Annotated in this window: 13 protein-coding genes, 23 tRNA genes and 1 rRNA gene; 3 read left to right on the top strand and 34 right to left on the bottom strand. The window is 36.6% G+C overall.

The genetic code is table 11. The annotated features are described in order from the left end of the window. Positions 1-40: 40 nt before the first annotated feature. The 4 genes from nfsA to JEOSCH030_RS10370 all read right to left on the bottom strand — a co-directional run bounded on the left by nfsA (position 41) and on the right by JEOSCH030_RS10370 (position 2854). A complete protein-coding gene (nfsA, locus tag JEOSCH030_RS10385) occupies positions 41-778 on the bottom strand; it encodes an oxygen-insensitive NADPH nitroreductase (RefSeq protein WP_185126584.1) in 738 nt (245 codons plus the stop codon). 12 nt (positions 779-790) lie between these two features. Further along, entirely contained in the window at positions 791-1258 is a 468-nt protein-coding gene (trmL, locus tag JEOSCH030_RS10380; RefSeq protein ID WP_185126583.1) for a tRNA (uridine(34)/cytosine(34)/5-carboxymethylaminomethyluridine(34)-2'-O)-methyltransferase TrmL, read from the bottom strand. A 14-nt stretch (positions 1259-1272) separates the two neighbouring features. Further along, positions 1273-2403: a tRNA epoxyqueuosine(34) reductase QueG gene (gene queG, locus JEOSCH030_RS10375; protein ID WP_185126582.1), complete on the bottom strand. Its 1131-nt coding sequence runs from the start codon at positions 2401-2403 to the stop codon at positions 1273-1275. Between the two features lie 91 nt (positions 2404-2494). Further along, positions 2495-2854 (bottom strand): DUF6176 family protein, encoded by a 360-nt coding sequence (locus JEOSCH030_RS10370; protein ID WP_185126581.1) that lies wholly within the window; start codon positions 2852-2854, stop codon positions 2495-2497. Positions 2855-2997: 143 nt separating this feature from the next. On the opposite strand from JEOSCH030_RS10370, the gene JEOSCH030_RS10365 reads away from it, so the two are divergent. Continuing rightward, the gene (locus tag JEOSCH030_RS10365) at positions 2998-3552 is read left to right on the top strand and encodes a Maf family protein (protein WP_185126580.1); all 555 of its coding nucleotides are present in this window, start codon (positions 2998-3000) and stop codon (positions 3550-3552) included. An 85-nt stretch (positions 3553-3637) separates the two neighbouring features. On the opposite strand, the gene JEOSCH030_RS10360 is transcribed toward JEOSCH030_RS10365, so the two are convergent. Next, the gene (locus tag JEOSCH030_RS10360; RefSeq protein WP_185126579.1) at positions 3638-4963 is read right to left on the bottom strand and encodes an FAD-dependent oxidoreductase; all 1326 of its coding nucleotides are present in this window, start codon (positions 4961-4963) and stop codon (positions 3638-3640) included. A gap of 111 nt (positions 4964-5074) precedes the next feature. Beyond that, positions 5075-5602 (bottom strand): YceI family protein, encoded by a 528-nt coding sequence (locus JEOSCH030_RS10355; RefSeq protein WP_185126578.1) that lies wholly within the window; start codon positions 5600-5602, stop codon positions 5075-5077. A 232-nt stretch (positions 5603-5834) separates the two neighbouring features. Between JEOSCH030_RS10355 and JEOSCH030_RS10350 the strand changes: the two genes are divergently transcribed. Then, positions 5835-6629 carry a hypothetical protein gene (locus JEOSCH030_RS10350; RefSeq protein WP_185126577.1) on the top strand — a complete coding sequence of 265 codons (795 nt, stop codon included), beginning with the start codon at positions 5835-5837 and terminating at the stop codon, positions 6627-6629. A 28-nt stretch (positions 6630-6657) separates the two neighbouring features. Here the strand turns inward: JEOSCH030_RS10350 and JEOSCH030_RS10345 are convergent, their stop codons facing one another. Further along, complete coding sequence (locus JEOSCH030_RS10345) at positions 6658-8058, bottom strand: MDR family MFS transporter (protein ID WP_185126576.1); 1401 nt, start codon at positions 8056-8058, stop codon at positions 6658-6660. 95 nt (positions 8059-8153) lie between these two features. Here JEOSCH030_RS10345 and JEOSCH030_RS10340 point away from each other — a divergent pair, with 95 nt between their 5' ends. Further along, positions 8154-8591: a MarR family winged helix-turn-helix transcriptional regulator gene (locus JEOSCH030_RS10340; protein WP_185126575.1), complete on the top strand. Its 438-nt coding sequence runs from the start codon at positions 8154-8156 to the stop codon at positions 8589-8591. Between the two features lie 24 nt (positions 8592-8615). On the opposite strand, the gene JEOSCH030_RS10335 is transcribed toward JEOSCH030_RS10340, so the two are convergent. The 27 genes from JEOSCH030_RS10335 to rrf all read right to left on the bottom strand — a co-directional run. Then, positions 8616-10322, bottom strand: a complete 1707-nt coding sequence (locus tag JEOSCH030_RS10335) for an alpha/beta hydrolase family protein (RefSeq protein ID WP_185126574.1) — start codon at positions 10320-10322, stop codon at positions 8616-8618. A gap of 91 nt (positions 10323-10413) precedes the next feature. Beyond that, positions 10414-11325: a pseudouridine-5'-phosphate glycosidase gene (locus JEOSCH030_RS10330; RefSeq protein ID WP_185126573.1), complete on the bottom strand. Its 912-nt coding sequence runs from the start codon at positions 11323-11325 to the stop codon at positions 10414-10416. Continuing rightward, the gene (locus tag JEOSCH030_RS10325) at positions 11322-12419 is read right to left on the bottom strand and encodes a carbohydrate kinase family protein (RefSeq protein WP_185126572.1); all 1098 of its coding nucleotides are present in this window, start codon (positions 12417-12419) and stop codon (positions 11322-11324) included. The genes JEOSCH030_RS10330 and JEOSCH030_RS10325 overlap by 4 nt, the downstream gene beginning before the upstream one ends. A gap of 185 nt (positions 12420-12604) precedes the next feature. Beyond that, a tRNA-Leu gene (locus JEOSCH030_RS10320) sits at positions 12605-12688 on the bottom strand. 44 nt (positions 12689-12732) lie between these two features. Further along, positions 12733-12807 (bottom strand) — tRNA-OTHER (locus JEOSCH030_RS10315). Positions 12808-12819: 12 nt separating this feature from the next. Next, positions 12820-12890, bottom strand: a tRNA-Cys gene (locus JEOSCH030_RS10310). Between the two features lie 25 nt (positions 12891-12915). Beyond that, a tRNA-Gln gene (locus JEOSCH030_RS10305) sits at positions 12916-12987 on the bottom strand. A gap of 3 nt (positions 12988-12990) precedes the next feature. Continuing rightward, positions 12991-13066 (bottom strand) — tRNA-His (locus JEOSCH030_RS10300). A gap of 21 nt (positions 13067-13087) precedes the next feature. Then, positions 13088-13158: transfer RNA gene (locus JEOSCH030_RS10295), tRNA-Trp, on the bottom strand. 7 nt (positions 13159-13165) lie between these two features. Then, positions 13166-13246, bottom strand: a tRNA-Tyr gene (locus JEOSCH030_RS10290). Between the two features lie 7 nt (positions 13247-13253). Continuing rightward, positions 13254-13326 (bottom strand) — tRNA-Thr (locus JEOSCH030_RS10285). A gap of 5 nt (positions 13327-13331) precedes the next feature. Next, positions 13332-13407 (bottom strand) — tRNA-Phe (locus JEOSCH030_RS10280). A gap of 18 nt (positions 13408-13425) precedes the next feature. Beyond that, a tRNA-Asp gene (locus JEOSCH030_RS10275) sits at positions 13426-13501 on the bottom strand. A gap of 12 nt (positions 13502-13513) precedes the next feature. Further along, positions 13514-13585, bottom strand: a tRNA-Met gene (locus tag JEOSCH030_RS10270). A gap of 21 nt (positions 13586-13606) precedes the next feature. Beyond that, positions 13607-13699 (bottom strand) — tRNA-Ser (locus JEOSCH030_RS10265). Between the two features lie 19 nt (positions 13700-13718). Further along, a tRNA-Ile gene (locus tag JEOSCH030_RS10260) sits at positions 13719-13795 on the bottom strand. 4 nt (positions 13796-13799) lie between these two features. Further along, positions 13800-13876, bottom strand: a tRNA-Met gene (locus JEOSCH030_RS10255). Between the two features lie 39 nt (positions 13877-13915). Continuing rightward, positions 13916-13991: transfer RNA gene (locus JEOSCH030_RS10250), tRNA-Ala, on the bottom strand. 35 nt (positions 13992-14026) lie between these two features. After that, positions 14027-14100, bottom strand: a tRNA-Pro gene (locus JEOSCH030_RS10245). 15 nt (positions 14101-14115) lie between these two features. After that, positions 14116-14189, bottom strand: a tRNA-Arg gene (locus JEOSCH030_RS10240). Between the two features lie 12 nt (positions 14190-14201). Continuing rightward, positions 14202-14290, bottom strand: a tRNA-Leu gene (locus JEOSCH030_RS10235). Positions 14291-14296: 6 nt separating this feature from the next. Next, positions 14297-14371: transfer RNA gene (locus JEOSCH030_RS10230), tRNA-Gly, on the bottom strand. Positions 14372-14399: 28 nt separating this feature from the next. Next, a tRNA-Leu gene (locus JEOSCH030_RS10225) sits at positions 14400-14484 on the bottom strand. Positions 14485-14495: 11 nt separating this feature from the next. Further along, a tRNA-Lys gene (locus tag JEOSCH030_RS10220) sits at positions 14496-14568 on the bottom strand. A gap of 9 nt (positions 14569-14577) precedes the next feature. Then, a tRNA-Thr gene (locus JEOSCH030_RS10215) sits at positions 14578-14653 on the bottom strand. A gap of 4 nt (positions 14654-14657) precedes the next feature. After that, positions 14658-14733, bottom strand: a tRNA-Val gene (locus tag JEOSCH030_RS10210). A gap of 69 nt (positions 14734-14802) precedes the next feature. Then, a 5S ribosomal RNA gene (rrf, locus tag JEOSCH030_RS10205) occupies positions 14803-14896 on the bottom strand; the annotation flags it as partial.

Raw genomic sequence — 14896 nt, 5'->3', positions numbered from 1 at the left:
CTGGAAACAGAAGTTCTAATTCCCGCTTCATATTATTCTGTTATTGACCTAAAAATCCTTGTGATTTCAAGAATGAATCAACATCAAGACGCTGTTTTTTCATGAGTGTCTTCACAACTTGCTCCGACCACTTATCATCTCTTTGACCATTCGTACGCTCCTTGTAATACTCACTTACACTTTGATCATATTCTTCAATAATGGACTCTACTTGTTCCATTCTTTGATAGGTGTTTTCATGATAGATCTCCTTAAAAGGTAATCTTTCTTTTTGTGAACCTTTTGTTGTCGGATGACCAACTACCATCCCAAACAAAGGGAAAGTTGCTTCTGGTAGGTCTAGTATTTCTTTAACTTTATTTACATCATTTCTAAGTGAGCCAATATAGCACATGCCAAGCCCCATACTCTCTGCGGCAATAGCCATATTTTGTGCAGCCAAGGAAGCATCAACAACACCGACAATAAGATTTTCTGTTTTATCGTAAGAAATACTTTGATCAAATTTCTTGGCAAGCTCATTATTGCGGTAGAAGTCTACAACAAAGACAAAGAGATGCCCATTGTGTTCCACATAACTTTGAGTCGAAATCTCTCTCAATTGTTTTTTCTTCTCTTCATCAGTCACTCCAATAATTGAGTATGCTTGTACATAGCTTGATGTACTTGCACTTTGAGCTGCCCCAACCAAATTTTCAATTTCTTCCTGACTCAATTTTTCTTCAGAAAATTTTCTGAGTGAGCGATGATTGTTGATTAACTTTATTACTTCATTCATTAAAGCTTCCTCCTATTTTAAATTTGGATAATCCTGTTGTCTTAAGGCCTCATACACCAAAATACCTACAGTGTTTGAGAGGTTCAATGAACGTACCTTTTCTGTCATGGGAATCCTCATTAAAGTATCTTTATACTTATCCTTTAACTCATCAGGTAGTCCACTTGTTTCTCTGCCAAAGACAAAGTAATGTGCTTCTTTTCTATCTGAGTAATCCATGTCTGAAAAGTTTTGTTTACCAAACTTAGAAATCATATAAAAATTTCCTTGGTTTTGTTCAAAAAATTCTTCAATTGATTCATATTCATAAAGTTCAAGATCTTTCCAATAGTCAAGTCCGGCACGTTTAACATACTTATCCTCTAAGCTAAAACCATACGGTTTAATAAGGTGCAAAGGTGTGCCTGTCCCGACACAAGTCCTTGCTATATTACCTGTATTTTGTGGAATTTCTGGTTGGTATAAAACAACGTGATTCATATTTTTCCTTCTTCCTATGACACTTCTTGGATGCCTAAAAGCATCTCTTGTTTAATTTCTTGATCTGTTTCTTCATTATATCTAGAATAAATATATTCTAAGGCATCATTACCAGCAATTTGTCCAATTGCCCAGTAGGCAGTTCCTTTAATAACCGGTCTCGGGTCCGTTTCTGCTACTTCTTTTAATAGATCTAGGGCTGACTCTTCTTTGTAATGAGCTAAAGCGAGAATTGCATTTCTTTGAATCGGCTTTTTACCTCTCCAAACACCCGCTAGATGACCATAGGTCTCTTTAAATTCACGGTTTGATATTTTTAATAAACTAGTAAGCTCAGGTTTTAAAATTTCCGGTTCTAAAACAATATCTTCGTGATGTTCTGTGTTAATGCCACGATTTCTAGGGCATACTTGCTGGCACGTATCACAACCATACAGTCGGTTACCGACGACACCTCTATATTGAACGGGCATAAAACCTTTAGTTTGTGTTAAAAATGAAATACATTTCTTAGAGTTCAACTGTCCATCTCCAACTAGTGCACCAGTCGGGCAACGGTCTACACAAATATTACAATCTCCACATGAGTCCAAGAGTTCTTCATCTTCAGGAAATGGATAAGATACAATCATTTCCCCTAGATAGGAATATGTTCCAAGCTTTGGATTGATCACAAATCCATTTTTACCGATAAAGCCTAGACCGCTTCTTCTCGCCACTTCTCTATCACTTAAGACACCTGTATCCACCATTGATTTACACTCGATTGATGGATCTATTGATTTTATGTAGGCCTCTAATTTTTCCAGTCGTTTTCTTAATAAAGTATGATAATCCATACCCCAAGACGCACGTGCAAATATTCCTCTTCTGTCACCGCGTTTAGACTTTGGCGCATTTCTCAATTTATTGGGGTAGCCCACTGCAATTGAGATAATACTTTTAGCAGACGGTAAACTCGCTTTAGGGTTTGTTCTTTCCTCTATCGTTCCTGTTTCAAAACCTGACTCATAGCCGTTCTTATAATAGTCAATGAGTTTCGCTTTAAATTCAGTAAACGGTTCTGCAGTAGTAAAACCAATATCATCAATTCCTATAGTAGATGCATATTCAATAACTTTCTCTTTAAATTCGTGGCGATTCATATTATCACTCCTAGAAAAAACTCACACGTTCACTATATTATATCTCTAATGAACAAAGAAAATAAAGCCAGGGTATATAAGTCCCCTGACTTTATTGGTTTTCATCAAATTGCATAGCGTCTCTTATTTTTTTAGGTATCATAACAATCTCAGCTTTCATATCTTCTGGTCTGAAAGTTTTGTCGATACATTGTTCCCAGTATTCTATATGTTTTTGGTCAAGTTCATCAGCATTAACTTCTTGCTCGGTCGTTTCTACATCCTGAACGCTGTACCAATACAAATATTCAACATCATTAAATGCTTCTCGGAAGATTGTTTCCACAAACATTTTTTCACCTTCGAGGTTCATGAGCACATCATCCATGTGGTTGTGCATATACTCAATCCACTCATCGACTAATTCACTTTTACCTTCTTTTACTCTGTATTTCGTTAATTCAACTCTCATGATTGCTCCCCTCTTAATTCTTCTATATCATAATTATTAATTATCTATTTAAATTTCTCATAGTTATTTTCAAAAGCTACACTAAAGCCATTATAACCACTTTATAATATAAGGCAACCTTAATCATAATGGAGGTTTTATCTATGAAAATTATACTTGGATCATCTTCTCCAAGACGTCAAAGTTTACTCAAACAAGTCGGTATTTCCTTTGAAGTAGAAGTTCCAAATGTTGATGAGAAACTAATCACATCAACCGACCCTCAAACAAAAGTCATAGAAACAGCCAGACTAAAAGCAGATGCTCTTCAACTCCCTGAGAATACTACCATAATCACTGGTGATACTGTAGTAAGCTTCAACAATGAGATCTTTGAAAAACCTACTTCTAAAGAAGAGGCTAGGAAGATGATCAACGCCCTATCCGGCAACACTCATGAAGTGTACTCCGCTGCAATCATAAAGTCAAGGGACTTTGAGGAAAAAATAATCTCTAAGGCAAGTGTGTCATTTTTCAGTTTAAGTCACCAGGAAATTGAAGATTACATCAATACAGGTGAACCATATGACAAGGCTGGAGCATATGGGATTCAAGATTTTGGTGCTTCATTTGTTGAGTCCATACAAGGAGATTATTACACAATCGTCGGTTTACCCATAGCTCGAGTTTATAGAGCCTTGAAAAAACACGGTCTATAACTATTTATTTTTTTTAGAGTAAAACTCCCCTTCACTTAGCTTCTTAACCAAATGAAGGGGAATTTATCAGTTTATATATTCAACTTTATATATCAAACAAGTTATTAAACGCTTCTGACATATTTGGATGGTTATACATCATATCTCTCAAACTTGTATATTGTATATCATGGTCCATAGCAAGTTTAACTGTGTTTATTAACTCTTCAGAATTGACACCGTATAAATGTGCACCGAGTATTTTTTTACTGTCCGTATCTACAACGGCTTTAAAAATACCTCTAGTTTCATTATTAACGTGCGATCTTGGGTGTCCAGACATAGCCATACTATTTTCTTTTGCATTATAGCCTTTCTCTTTAGCTTCATCTAGAGTATAGCCAATACGTGAGAACACTGGGTCGATAAACATAGAGTATTGAACATTTTGTCTTTCTTTAAAAGTATATTTACCTTCTGATAAAAGGTAGTCATTCACTATTCTAAAGTCATCAAGTGAAGTATAAGTAAACTGCATGCCACCTTTTACATCACCTAAAGCAAAGATATTTTCAACACTTGTTTCTAGGTGATCATTCACTTCAATTGCACCTTTATCATTTACTTTAACACTCGTGTTTTCTAAACCTAAACCTTCTGTATTAGGTTTACGTCCAGTAGCAAACAAGACAGCCTGTGAAGTGATATCTTCACTCTCAGAAAGATGAACTGTAATATCATTACCATTGTCAGTTACTTTCTCAGCAGAGTTACCAAAAATAAAGTTAACGCCACTTTCTTTTAAGTCTTTAGTAATTTCTTTAGCAATTTCCTCGTCTTCATTTTCTAAAATAGCATCATTTGGAACAATGACATTAACTGTTGAACCAAAGGCATTGTACATTGTCGCAAATTCTAGACCAATATAACCGCCACCGACTATTGTCAATGTTTCAGGTAATTTTTTCTCTTCTAAAAGACTCGTACTAGTATAAATTTTGTCTGAGTCCATGTCACCTTCTAATGGTGGAATGGCTGTTTTAGCACCTGTATTGATAAATATTTTATCTGCAGTCAATGTTTCTTTACTACCGTCGTTTTTCTTAACTTCTACTTCTTTATCATTTAAAAATGTCGCTTTTCCATCAATAACTTCAGCGTTATCTAAATCTGCGACAGTATGATAGTTTTTATTATTCAGCTTTTCAATCGTAGTGAATTTGCGTTCTATGGCAGAAGCATAATCCTTGCCTTCTAATGCATCATGCATAAGTAATTTCGTAGGAATACAAGCAATGTTAATACATGTACCACCATACATTTTAGGATCTTCTTCAACTAATGCAACTTTCCAATTTTGTGCAGCAAGACTACCCGCTAAAGTTTTCCCTGCCTTACCAAAACCAATTATCAATGCATCAAAATTTGCCAATTATAGCATCTCCTATTATCTATATTTATTAATAATACTATATACCCTTTGTATAATTTTCTAATCAAAAAGGCCTGACAAATGTCAGACCTTCAATTATTGTGCATTTATTTATTCAGCTGGGTTAAACTGTAATTCAGCGTTGATCTTAACATCTTTAGATACAAGTACGCCACCAGTTTCTAAAGTTTGGTTCCATGTTAAACCGAAATCTTCACGGTTGATTGAGAAATCTGCTTCAAAACCATATACAGTAGGTCCAAATGGACTTACACCTTGTCCGTTATAAGAAAGTGGTACAGTAATTTCTTTAGTTACATCTTTAATTGTTAAATTACCTGTAACTTGATATTTTGAACCTGAACCTTCAATTTTAGTTGATTCAAATGTCATTTTAGGGAATTCATCAGTTTCAAAGAAGTCTCCAGAACGTAAGTGAGCATCGCGGTCTTCAACGCCTGTATCGATAGTTGCTACGTTTGCTTCACCTTTGATAACAGCTGATGAAAGATCTTCAATGTCGTCAACTTCTACTTCCATTGACCATTCGCCGAAAGTTCCTCTTACTTTAGTTACCATCATATGTTTTACCGTAAATTCTAATTCTGAGTGTGCTGTGTCTGCTACAAATTTAGCCATTTTTAAAATTCCTCCATACATGTTAAATTTAATTATTTCAATTTCGAAGTATTGCAATACTTATAATAATATATCCAGTTACAAAAAGCAAGTAACAAACTAAAATTAAGTTATTTTAACTTAATTTTTCTTTATATAACCCATTTATACTTTCTTAATCATTTACTTTCATCGTCAAATACATAACTTGTTGATATACTAGAAATTAATAAGTACAGAATAAGAGGTTACTATGACACAATTTAAAGAAAAATATACTAAACTATATGAAAATTTAAGTGACGATGATCAAATCGCTTTTGATTCTTTAAATCAGGAATTCGATAAAAATCACGTTGCACAAGAAGCAAAATATAAAAAGTTATATGAGCTAGTAAGAAACATGATAGATAATAATCAAAATTATATTGATTATTACAACCAAAAGACGCGAGTGCTAGCTAAAAACGAATCAAAGGAATTAGAAAAAATTAGAGGGAATTTCTGGATAGACGTTACGATATTACTCTTCTACTTTGCAGTACTCTACATCGCTATGACATTTTTCATAGGAGAAATAGTTCTTTCTTATTCTGTAGTCCTTGCTCTACTCTTAATTTTTGTGATGGTACCTTTCATGAATCATGGGATAAAACACCAGGCATCTGGACGGGGCAGTCATAAAACCGGAGCATCTATTATATTTTTATTATTATTTGTAATCACCAATTGCCTCATTATCTTTATGTCATCAAGTTTTTTACAAGTTTTATTTATTGATAGTTTCGATGTCTCTCTAGTTGATTCATTACTGTTTGGATTATTTATTATTATCGCAGCAGCTGCACTGTACTTTATCTTGTCTTCTTCAGAGTGGTCGACAAAAATTATCTTTATTATTATTTTAATTTATAGTCTGGGTAGAATACTCTATCCTCTTGATGTATTAAACGGTTTAGCTACTTTTATCGTTAAATATTTTATGTATATTGGTTTAGTTATTATCGTCTTGATGCAGCTTTATAGAAGTAGAAAAAAGAACAGATAAGCATATAATGATATGCTTATCTGTTCTTTTAATTTTCTTTTGGTTCTCTTAACCAAAAGGCTAAAATAAATCCAATAAAAGCAAGTGTTGCTGCAAAAAAGAAAGAGACGTTGACGCCGTGAATCATTCCCTCAACACCTTCTTCAGGTTTCATAGTTCCTGTCATAATCGATACGAGTAAGGCAGTTCCTACTGCACCTGCTACTTGTCTCATCGTGTTGTTCATAGCAGTACCATGTGGCACTAAAGTGTTTGAAATTTGATTTAAACCTGCTGTTGTCACTGGCATCATAACCATGGCAACACCTAGCATTCTAAATGTGTTAACTACTGCTAAGTAAGTGAATGTTGTTGCTGTATCCAGATTTGAAAACATCAGTGTCGTCACAGTCACTATTAAAAGACCGATAATGGCTAACCAACGTGCCCCGTATCTGTCGTAAAGACGACCTGTAACAGGACTCATGATTCCCATGAGTATGGCACCTGGTAGTAACATCATGCCAGATTCCATAGCTGAGAAACCAAGCATGGTCTGCATAAAGATAGGAAGTATGACTGCTCCACCAATCATAGCCATAAAGACAATCATTCCGAGTAGTGTAGATAAAGTAAATACTTTATTTTTAAATACTCCAAATTCTAAGATTGGTTCATCAAGTTTATTTTGACGTCTGATAAAGAAGAACAGTGCTAAAGCTCCAACGATGATAGGAAGAATGACTGATACACTCAACCATCCGGAATTTCCGGCAGCACTAAAGCCGTATAGTAGACCACCAAAACCAAGTGTTGATAAGACAATTGATGTCATATCTAGACTTGGGTTCGTTGTTTTAGTCACATTTCTTAAAATAAAGTAAGCAACAATAATATCAATGACAACAATTGGTACGATAATCCAGAATAGTCCTCTCCAAGGGTATATTTCTACAAACCAACCTGATAAAGTCGGTCCTATAGCTGGAGCAAAACTAATTACTAATCCAAACATTCCCATAGCCTTACCACGTTCAGATTTAGGATAAGTTAGAAATAGGATCGTTTGCATTAATGGCATCACAATACCGGCACCTGCTGCTTGTAGTATTCTACCAGCGAGTAAAATAGAGAAATTTGGGGAAATACCACAAATTAAAGTACCGAGTCCAAACAGTGACAGTGCTGTAAAGAATAAAGATCTTGTAGAAAATTTATTAATTAAGAAAGCAGTAATTGGAATCATAATTCCGTTGACAAGCATAAAAACAGATTGTAACCACTGTGCAACATCAGCATCCAGCTTTAAATCATTCATGATATGTGGAATTGCAGTCGCTAACAGCGTTTGATTTAAAATAGCCGCAAAAGCCCCTGACAACAATACCGCCATTAGGACAGTGCGACTCCTAGTAGTTAAGTTTTGATTATTTTCTAAGTTATTTGACATATATTTCCTTCTTTCCTAGACATACAACAGAAGTAATTGTATAATACAACTATATTCAAAGTCAAATAATAAATTATTCTGAAAGGTCGCCATAAATGAATCATGATCAAGCTTTAGAAAAACTAGAATTGCAGCTTGGTATGCTGGTTAGACAATTAAAATATCGCACCTCAAAAATCAGTGAGTCTCAAGAATTAAAATCTGCGAGTTATTTAATACTATTATTACTATCAGAAGAAGGTGCTATGGGAGTAAAACAGTTATCTGAACATTTATTTCTAGACATCTCTACTGTCAGTCGTCAAGCTGCTGAATTATTAAAACAAGATAAAATCAAGAAAATTTCTTCCGAAACTGATAGACGTGCCTACAAGTATGATTTAACTGTTGAAGGAAAAGAGACCTTAAAACGCGCGCGCTCAAAAAGACAAGAGCGTTTTAATACGATCTCTAATGAGTGGACAAAAGAAGAAATTGAAAACTTCACTACCCTATTATTTAAATTTAATCACTTAAGCAAAAGAAGAGACTAAACAAGTTTGTTTAGTCTCTTCTTATTATTTCTTAGTCTCTTCTTTAAAGAATTTAACAATTCTAGCATTCATATCATCTTGATTTTCAGTATACAAATATTGATGTCCCTCGTTTTCGTAAACGATTAGTTCAACATCTTTATGCACTTCTTTCATTTTTTCATACATTTGAGTCGATTCAGAGAAAGGTACTCTCACATCGTGATGTGAATGGAATATTTTTAAAGGAGACCTTACTCTATGTGCATTATTTAATGGTGCAATACACTGCATAAACTCATCATGTTTACCGATAAAGCCGTATTCATATGAGCGGTTATCCCTTCGCCATGCAGGTGTGTTCGACAGTAAGGTAGTAAAGTGAGAAATCCCAACAATATCCACCGCAGCTCTCCACAATTTAGGGAATTGAGTAATGAGCAGTAGAGTCATAAAGCCACCATAACTTCGGCCCATAATAAAAATGTTTTCTGGATTCGCATCATGTACTGCACATAAGTGACTTCTTAGAGATACGACGTCTTTTGCTGCATCCATTCTCTTTTCTTGGTTATCAAGACCGATATAGAATTTAGAATAGCCAGTAGAACCTCTAATATTCGGTACAGCAATTTGGAAGCCTTCCTTATAAAGTTTATAGTACAGCTCATTAAATTCAGGTCTTGCTTGAGACTCAGGTCCTCCGTGCACATGAATGGCAGTCGATAAGTTCTCACCTGCTTGTTCATATAGATAATATGGCACATCAAGTCCATCAAAGGACGGGTAAGTTGAATGGCTGACAGTCATCGGTTCTTTAAGATCCTCATTGCCAAATAATTTTATTAATTCATGTCTCATGAGATCGTATGAACAAACAATATGCGGTTGATTCATGCTGGAATAAATCATATATAGTTTACTATCTATATTTTGAATTGAGTGAATGACACCATCAGTTGGAAAGTCTAATAGTTCTAAAATATCTTCGGTGACCTTATATTGAAAAAGCTGACTGAAACCTTTCTTGTTCACTTCAAATACAACAGTTTCTTTATCATTTAATATTAAGAGCTTTTCAATATCCCATTTAAAATATGTGAGCTTTCTAAATGAAAAGTCTTCTTTATTTAAGAGATATAAGTTCATATGTCCTTCAAGATAATCACTCGTAAAGACGGCTGTTTCTTCATTTAAAGAACGGTAGTTTGAAAAACGCCCAATCGATAATGGTGTTTTTTTATACTCCCCTGTATGTATATTAAAGAGATAAATTTCTTTATCAATATTATTTACTTGCTGACTTAGAATGATTTTTTCATCATCAAATTTTGAAACTATGGAAGTTGGACGCTCAAAAGTAGCCATAACTTCTAACTGTCCTTGACTATATTTTACTAGGTCAAAGTCCTTACCATCGTGATGGTTTCTAAGAAAGATAAAATGATCTTTCATATACACACCGTAATGATGATAGTAATCACCGTCATCAGTAATTTTTTGAACACTGCCGTTTTTTATGTAAGTGAGTTGTTCTCTTTCATTACCGTTGTAATCTGTAGCAATCAAAAGACCTTCATCCACATGCCAAAAGTTTTTCACATTCTCTTTTTCATTTGTTACTTGAATTAGCTCTTCATTATTTAAATTATAACGATGAAGTTCTCTCTTTGTTGTTTCATCAGAAATGAAGTATAAATTATCTCCACTTTCATCTTTTTTTAAAGAAAGATATTTAATAAATTCCGTCACACTCCGCACCCTCTTCAATTTTTTATTCCCTTATATAATAAAATACCCTAATCCTACATTAAATGTAAGGATTAGGGCTTATATCTAGCAATTATTTATTGAAGTAATCTACAGCAATTTGTGAGCCAACTTTTGCATTATTGTAAACAAGTTTAATGTTTGCTTCTAATGATTTTCCTTCAGTTTTCTCTACAATTTTACCTAGTAAGAATGGTGTTGAATCTTTACCACCAATTCCATTTTCTTCAGCTTCTTTAACTGCTTCTTGAACAATTCCATCGATGTAATCTTTATTTAATTCATCTTCTTCTGGAATTGGGTTAGCGATTACTACGCCACCTTCAAGTCCAAGATCGTGTTTTGCTTTAATGATGCTTGCAATTTCATCAGTAGTTTCAGTAACAGTGTTAAGTTTAATATCACTTGTGCGTGTGAAGAAAGCTGGTAATACTTCAGTTTGATAACCAATCACTGGTACACCTTTAGTTTCTAAGTATTCCATTGTTCTATCTAAGTCTAAGATTGATTTAGCTCCAGCACAGATTACAGCAACATCTGTTTTACCAAGTTCGTCTAAGTCAGCAGAGATATCCATTGTCTCTTCAACACCGCGGTGTACGCCACCAATTCCACCAGTTACGAAGAATTTAATTCCTGCCATTTCAGCACAGATCATCGTTGAAGCTACAGTTGTTGCACCAATTCTTTTCGTTGCAATAACTTCTGCTAGATCACGACGTGAAACTTTAGCAACGCCTTCAGAGTTTCCAAGTTTCTCTAATGATTCTTCATCTAGACCAACTTTGATTCTTCCATCCATGATTGCAATTGTTGCTGGCACAGCACCACCTTCGCGGATGATGTTTTCTACAGTTGTTGCCATTTCAACGTTTTGTGGGTATGGCATACCGTGTGAAATAATTGTAGATTCTAAAGCGATAACAGGCTTGTTATTTTCTAAAGCTTCTTTAACCTCAGGATGTAAATCGATTAAATGATTCATTTAACTTCCTCCATGTCTTTAATTAATTGCTTTTCAGATAAATCTTCACGAACAGTAAAAGGTGTTTCAATGGTCTTACGACTATTAGCCATTGCCATTTTGACGATATCATCAACTGAATAGCCTTTCAACCATCCAAAGATAATTGCACTAGAGAACGAATCTCCTGCTCCTGTGACATCTACTACCTTATCTGATGGTGTAATGTCATATACCTTCTGATCACCGTTCTTATTGCTGTAAGCTATGGATTTGACGCCATTCGTAACAATGACATTACGAACTCCTAAATCCGTCCACAAGGCTGCTGCATCCATCAATTCTTGATCATTATTAATTTTAATATTAAATTGTGCTTCAGTTTCATCCCTATTGACGATTAACCAGTCAACAGAATTTAAATTATCTGGTAGACGGTCCATCTTAGGTCCGGATACTGGAATAAGTACAAGATTTAAATTATGTTTTTCTGCGTATGCAGTTAAGAACTCTAGAGTGACTTTAGGCGTATTTAAATCTGCGATTATACACTTTGCACGCTTTAATATGTATGTTTGTTTAATCAATACCTCTGGAGTTAAATGGTCATATATGTCCATATCTGCTAAGCCGTATTCCATATCACCATCATTACTTAATAATGCAGTATAACAACCTGTTGATTGTCCTTCTACATACTGTGCAAAATCTAGGTTGATAAAAGGTGAGGTTAAATCAGATATTGTTTGCCATTCACTATCAGCACCATGTGTCGTGATTAAAGCAACATTTTCTCCTAAGCGGCCAAGATTCTCTCCTATGTTACGTGCAACTCCACCGACTGACTGAGATGACTGAATCGGGTTAGAGGTACCATGTATCAACTCTTCATTGACAAAGAACTTTCTATCCACGTTAGCTGCACCAATACAAACAATAGGAAATTCTGTATTTAAGACATAAGCTTGACCTTGAATAAATTCTTTTTTAATAAGATCAGAAATAATTGATGATACAGATGAGCTTGTAAGACCGAGCTTTTTAGCCAGCTCAGATTGTGAAATAAAAGGGTTTACTTTTATATGTTCTAAAACGTCATTTTCTTTAGGATGCATTCTAATCCTCCTAACTCACTTTTTATTGCTTATATTATATTATTTTAAGCAATAAAAACTTATTTTAACACAAATCAACAGACATTATGTGATATTTTCACAAAATTCATGAATAATTTGAGAATTTTTTCACTAAATCCTATTAAAAAAGACCTAACCATTGAAAACAACGATTAGGTCTTATATACCACCGGTCGGGATCGAACCGACACTCTCTAACGAGAATTGGATTTTGAGTCCAACGCGTCTGCCAATTCCGCCACGGTGGCTCATTATAAAAAAAAAGACTATAAGTCTTCATTTTTAAAAAATATGGAGCGGAAGATAGGATTTAAACCTATGTCTTGCTTCAGGAAGAAGCATGTTCTAAACACTAAACTACTTCCGCATTTAATATAAAAGGCGCCAACCGGATTTGAACCGGTGATAAAGGATTTGCAGTCCTCTGCCTTACCACTTGGCTATGGCGCCAAAGGATTACTTTTTAAATTAAAAACTGGGCTGGAAGGATTCGAACCTTCGCGTCACGAGACCAAAACCCGTTGCCTTACCGCTTGGCTACAGCCCAATATGGGGCGGCTGATGGGGATCGAACCCACGCATGCCGGAACCACAATCCGGTGTGTTAACCACTTCACCACAACCGCCATATTACTAAATTAATAAAGCAGGGGTAGTAGGAATCGAACCCACATCAAAGGTTTTGGAGACCTCTATTCTACCATTGAACTATACCCCTATACAAATGGAAGGGGGCAGATTCGAACTGCCGAACCCGAAGGAGCGGATTTACAGTCCGCCGCGTTTAGCCACTTCGCTACCCTTCCGTAAATATGCCGGCCAGAGGACTTGAACCCCCAACCTACTGATTACAAGTCAGTTGCTCTACCAGTTGAGCTAGGCCGGCTTAAATGGTGGTTCAGGACGGAATCGAACCGCCGACACTGTGAGCTTCAATCACATGCTCTACCAACTGAGCTACTAAACCACTTATATTTAATTATAATGGCGGTCCCGACGGGAATCGAACCCGCGATCTCCTGCGTGACAGGCAGGCATGTTAACCGCTACACCACGGGACCAAACATAGATAATTGCGGGAGAAGGATTCGAACCTACGACCTCCGGGTTATGAGCCCGACGAGCTACCACTGCTCCATCCCGCGATAATAATATTAAAATAAAAATGGCGGAGGAAGAGGGATTCGAACCCCCGCGAGCCGTTAAGCCCCTGTCGGTTTTCAAGACCGATCCCTTCAGCCGAACTTGGGTATTCCTCCGCGATATAAAATTAAGTTATGGTGGACCTTGCAGGACTCGAACCTGCGACCCAACGGTTATGAGCCGTTTGCTCTGACCAACTGAGCTAAAGGTCCTTAATGGTGGCGGCAGAGGGGATCGAACCCCCGACCTCACGGGTATGAACCGTACGCTCTAGCCAGCTGAGCTACGCCGCCGAGTTAAATTTTATAAACTAACAAGTACTAACTTAATAATGGTGGAGACTAGCGGGATCGAACCGCTGACCTCCTGCGTGCAAGGCAGGCGCTCTCCCAGCTGAGCTAAGCCCCCATTAAATTAAAAGTGATATCTATTATAAAATAGAATCGGGAAGACAGGATTCGAACCTGCGACCCCTTGGTCCCAAACCAAGTGCTCTACCAAGCTGAGCTACTTCCCGTTATTATATTATAAGCGCGCCCAAGAGGAGTCGAACCCCTAGCCTTTTGATCCGTAGTCAAACGCTCTATCCAATTGAGCTATGGGCGCAAATAAAACTAATGGTGCCGAGGACCGGAATCGAACCGGTACGATAATCACTTATCGCAGGATTTTAAGTCCTGTGCGTCTGCCAGTTCCGCCACCCCGGCTTAAACTGGAGCGGAAGACGGGATTCGAACCCGCGACCCCCACCTTGGCAAGGTGGTGTTCTACCACTGAACTACTTCCGCTGATTTATCTTTTTTAAATAATTTAATATGGTGCGGGTAAAGGGAGTCGAACCCCCACGCCCGAAGGCACTAGATCCTAAGTCTAGCGCGTCTGCCAGTTCCGCCATACCCGCTATTTCAAATGTGAGCCATGCAGGATTCGAACCTGCGACCCTCTGATTAAAAGTCAGATGCTCTACCGACTGAGCTAATGGCTCTTAGTATTATGGTGCCGGCCAGAGGACTTGAACCCCCAACCTACTGATTACAAGTCAGTTGCTCTACCAGTTGAGCTAGGCCGGCTAGATGGTGGAGAATGACGGGTTCGAACCGCCGACCCTCTGCTTGTAAGGCAGATGCTCTCCCAGCTGAGCTAATTCTCCATTAAGTATTTATTATCTTATATTATTAATAAAAAATCAATATGAATTTTACATTTTATTAAAATATTAGCCTGGCAGCGTCCTACTCTTGCGGGACGTCAGTCCAACTACCATCGGCGCTGGAGAGCTTAACTACTGTGTTCGACATGGGAACAGGTGTGGC

This window comes from Jeotgalicoccus meleagridis, assembly GCF_903994045.1.
GTDB lineage: Bacteria > Bacillota > Bacilli > Staphylococcales > Salinicoccaceae > Jeotgalicoccus > Jeotgalicoccus meleagridis.
Note: the sequence above shows the minus strand (reverse complement) of the source record. Positions and strands in the feature narration are given on the sequence as shown.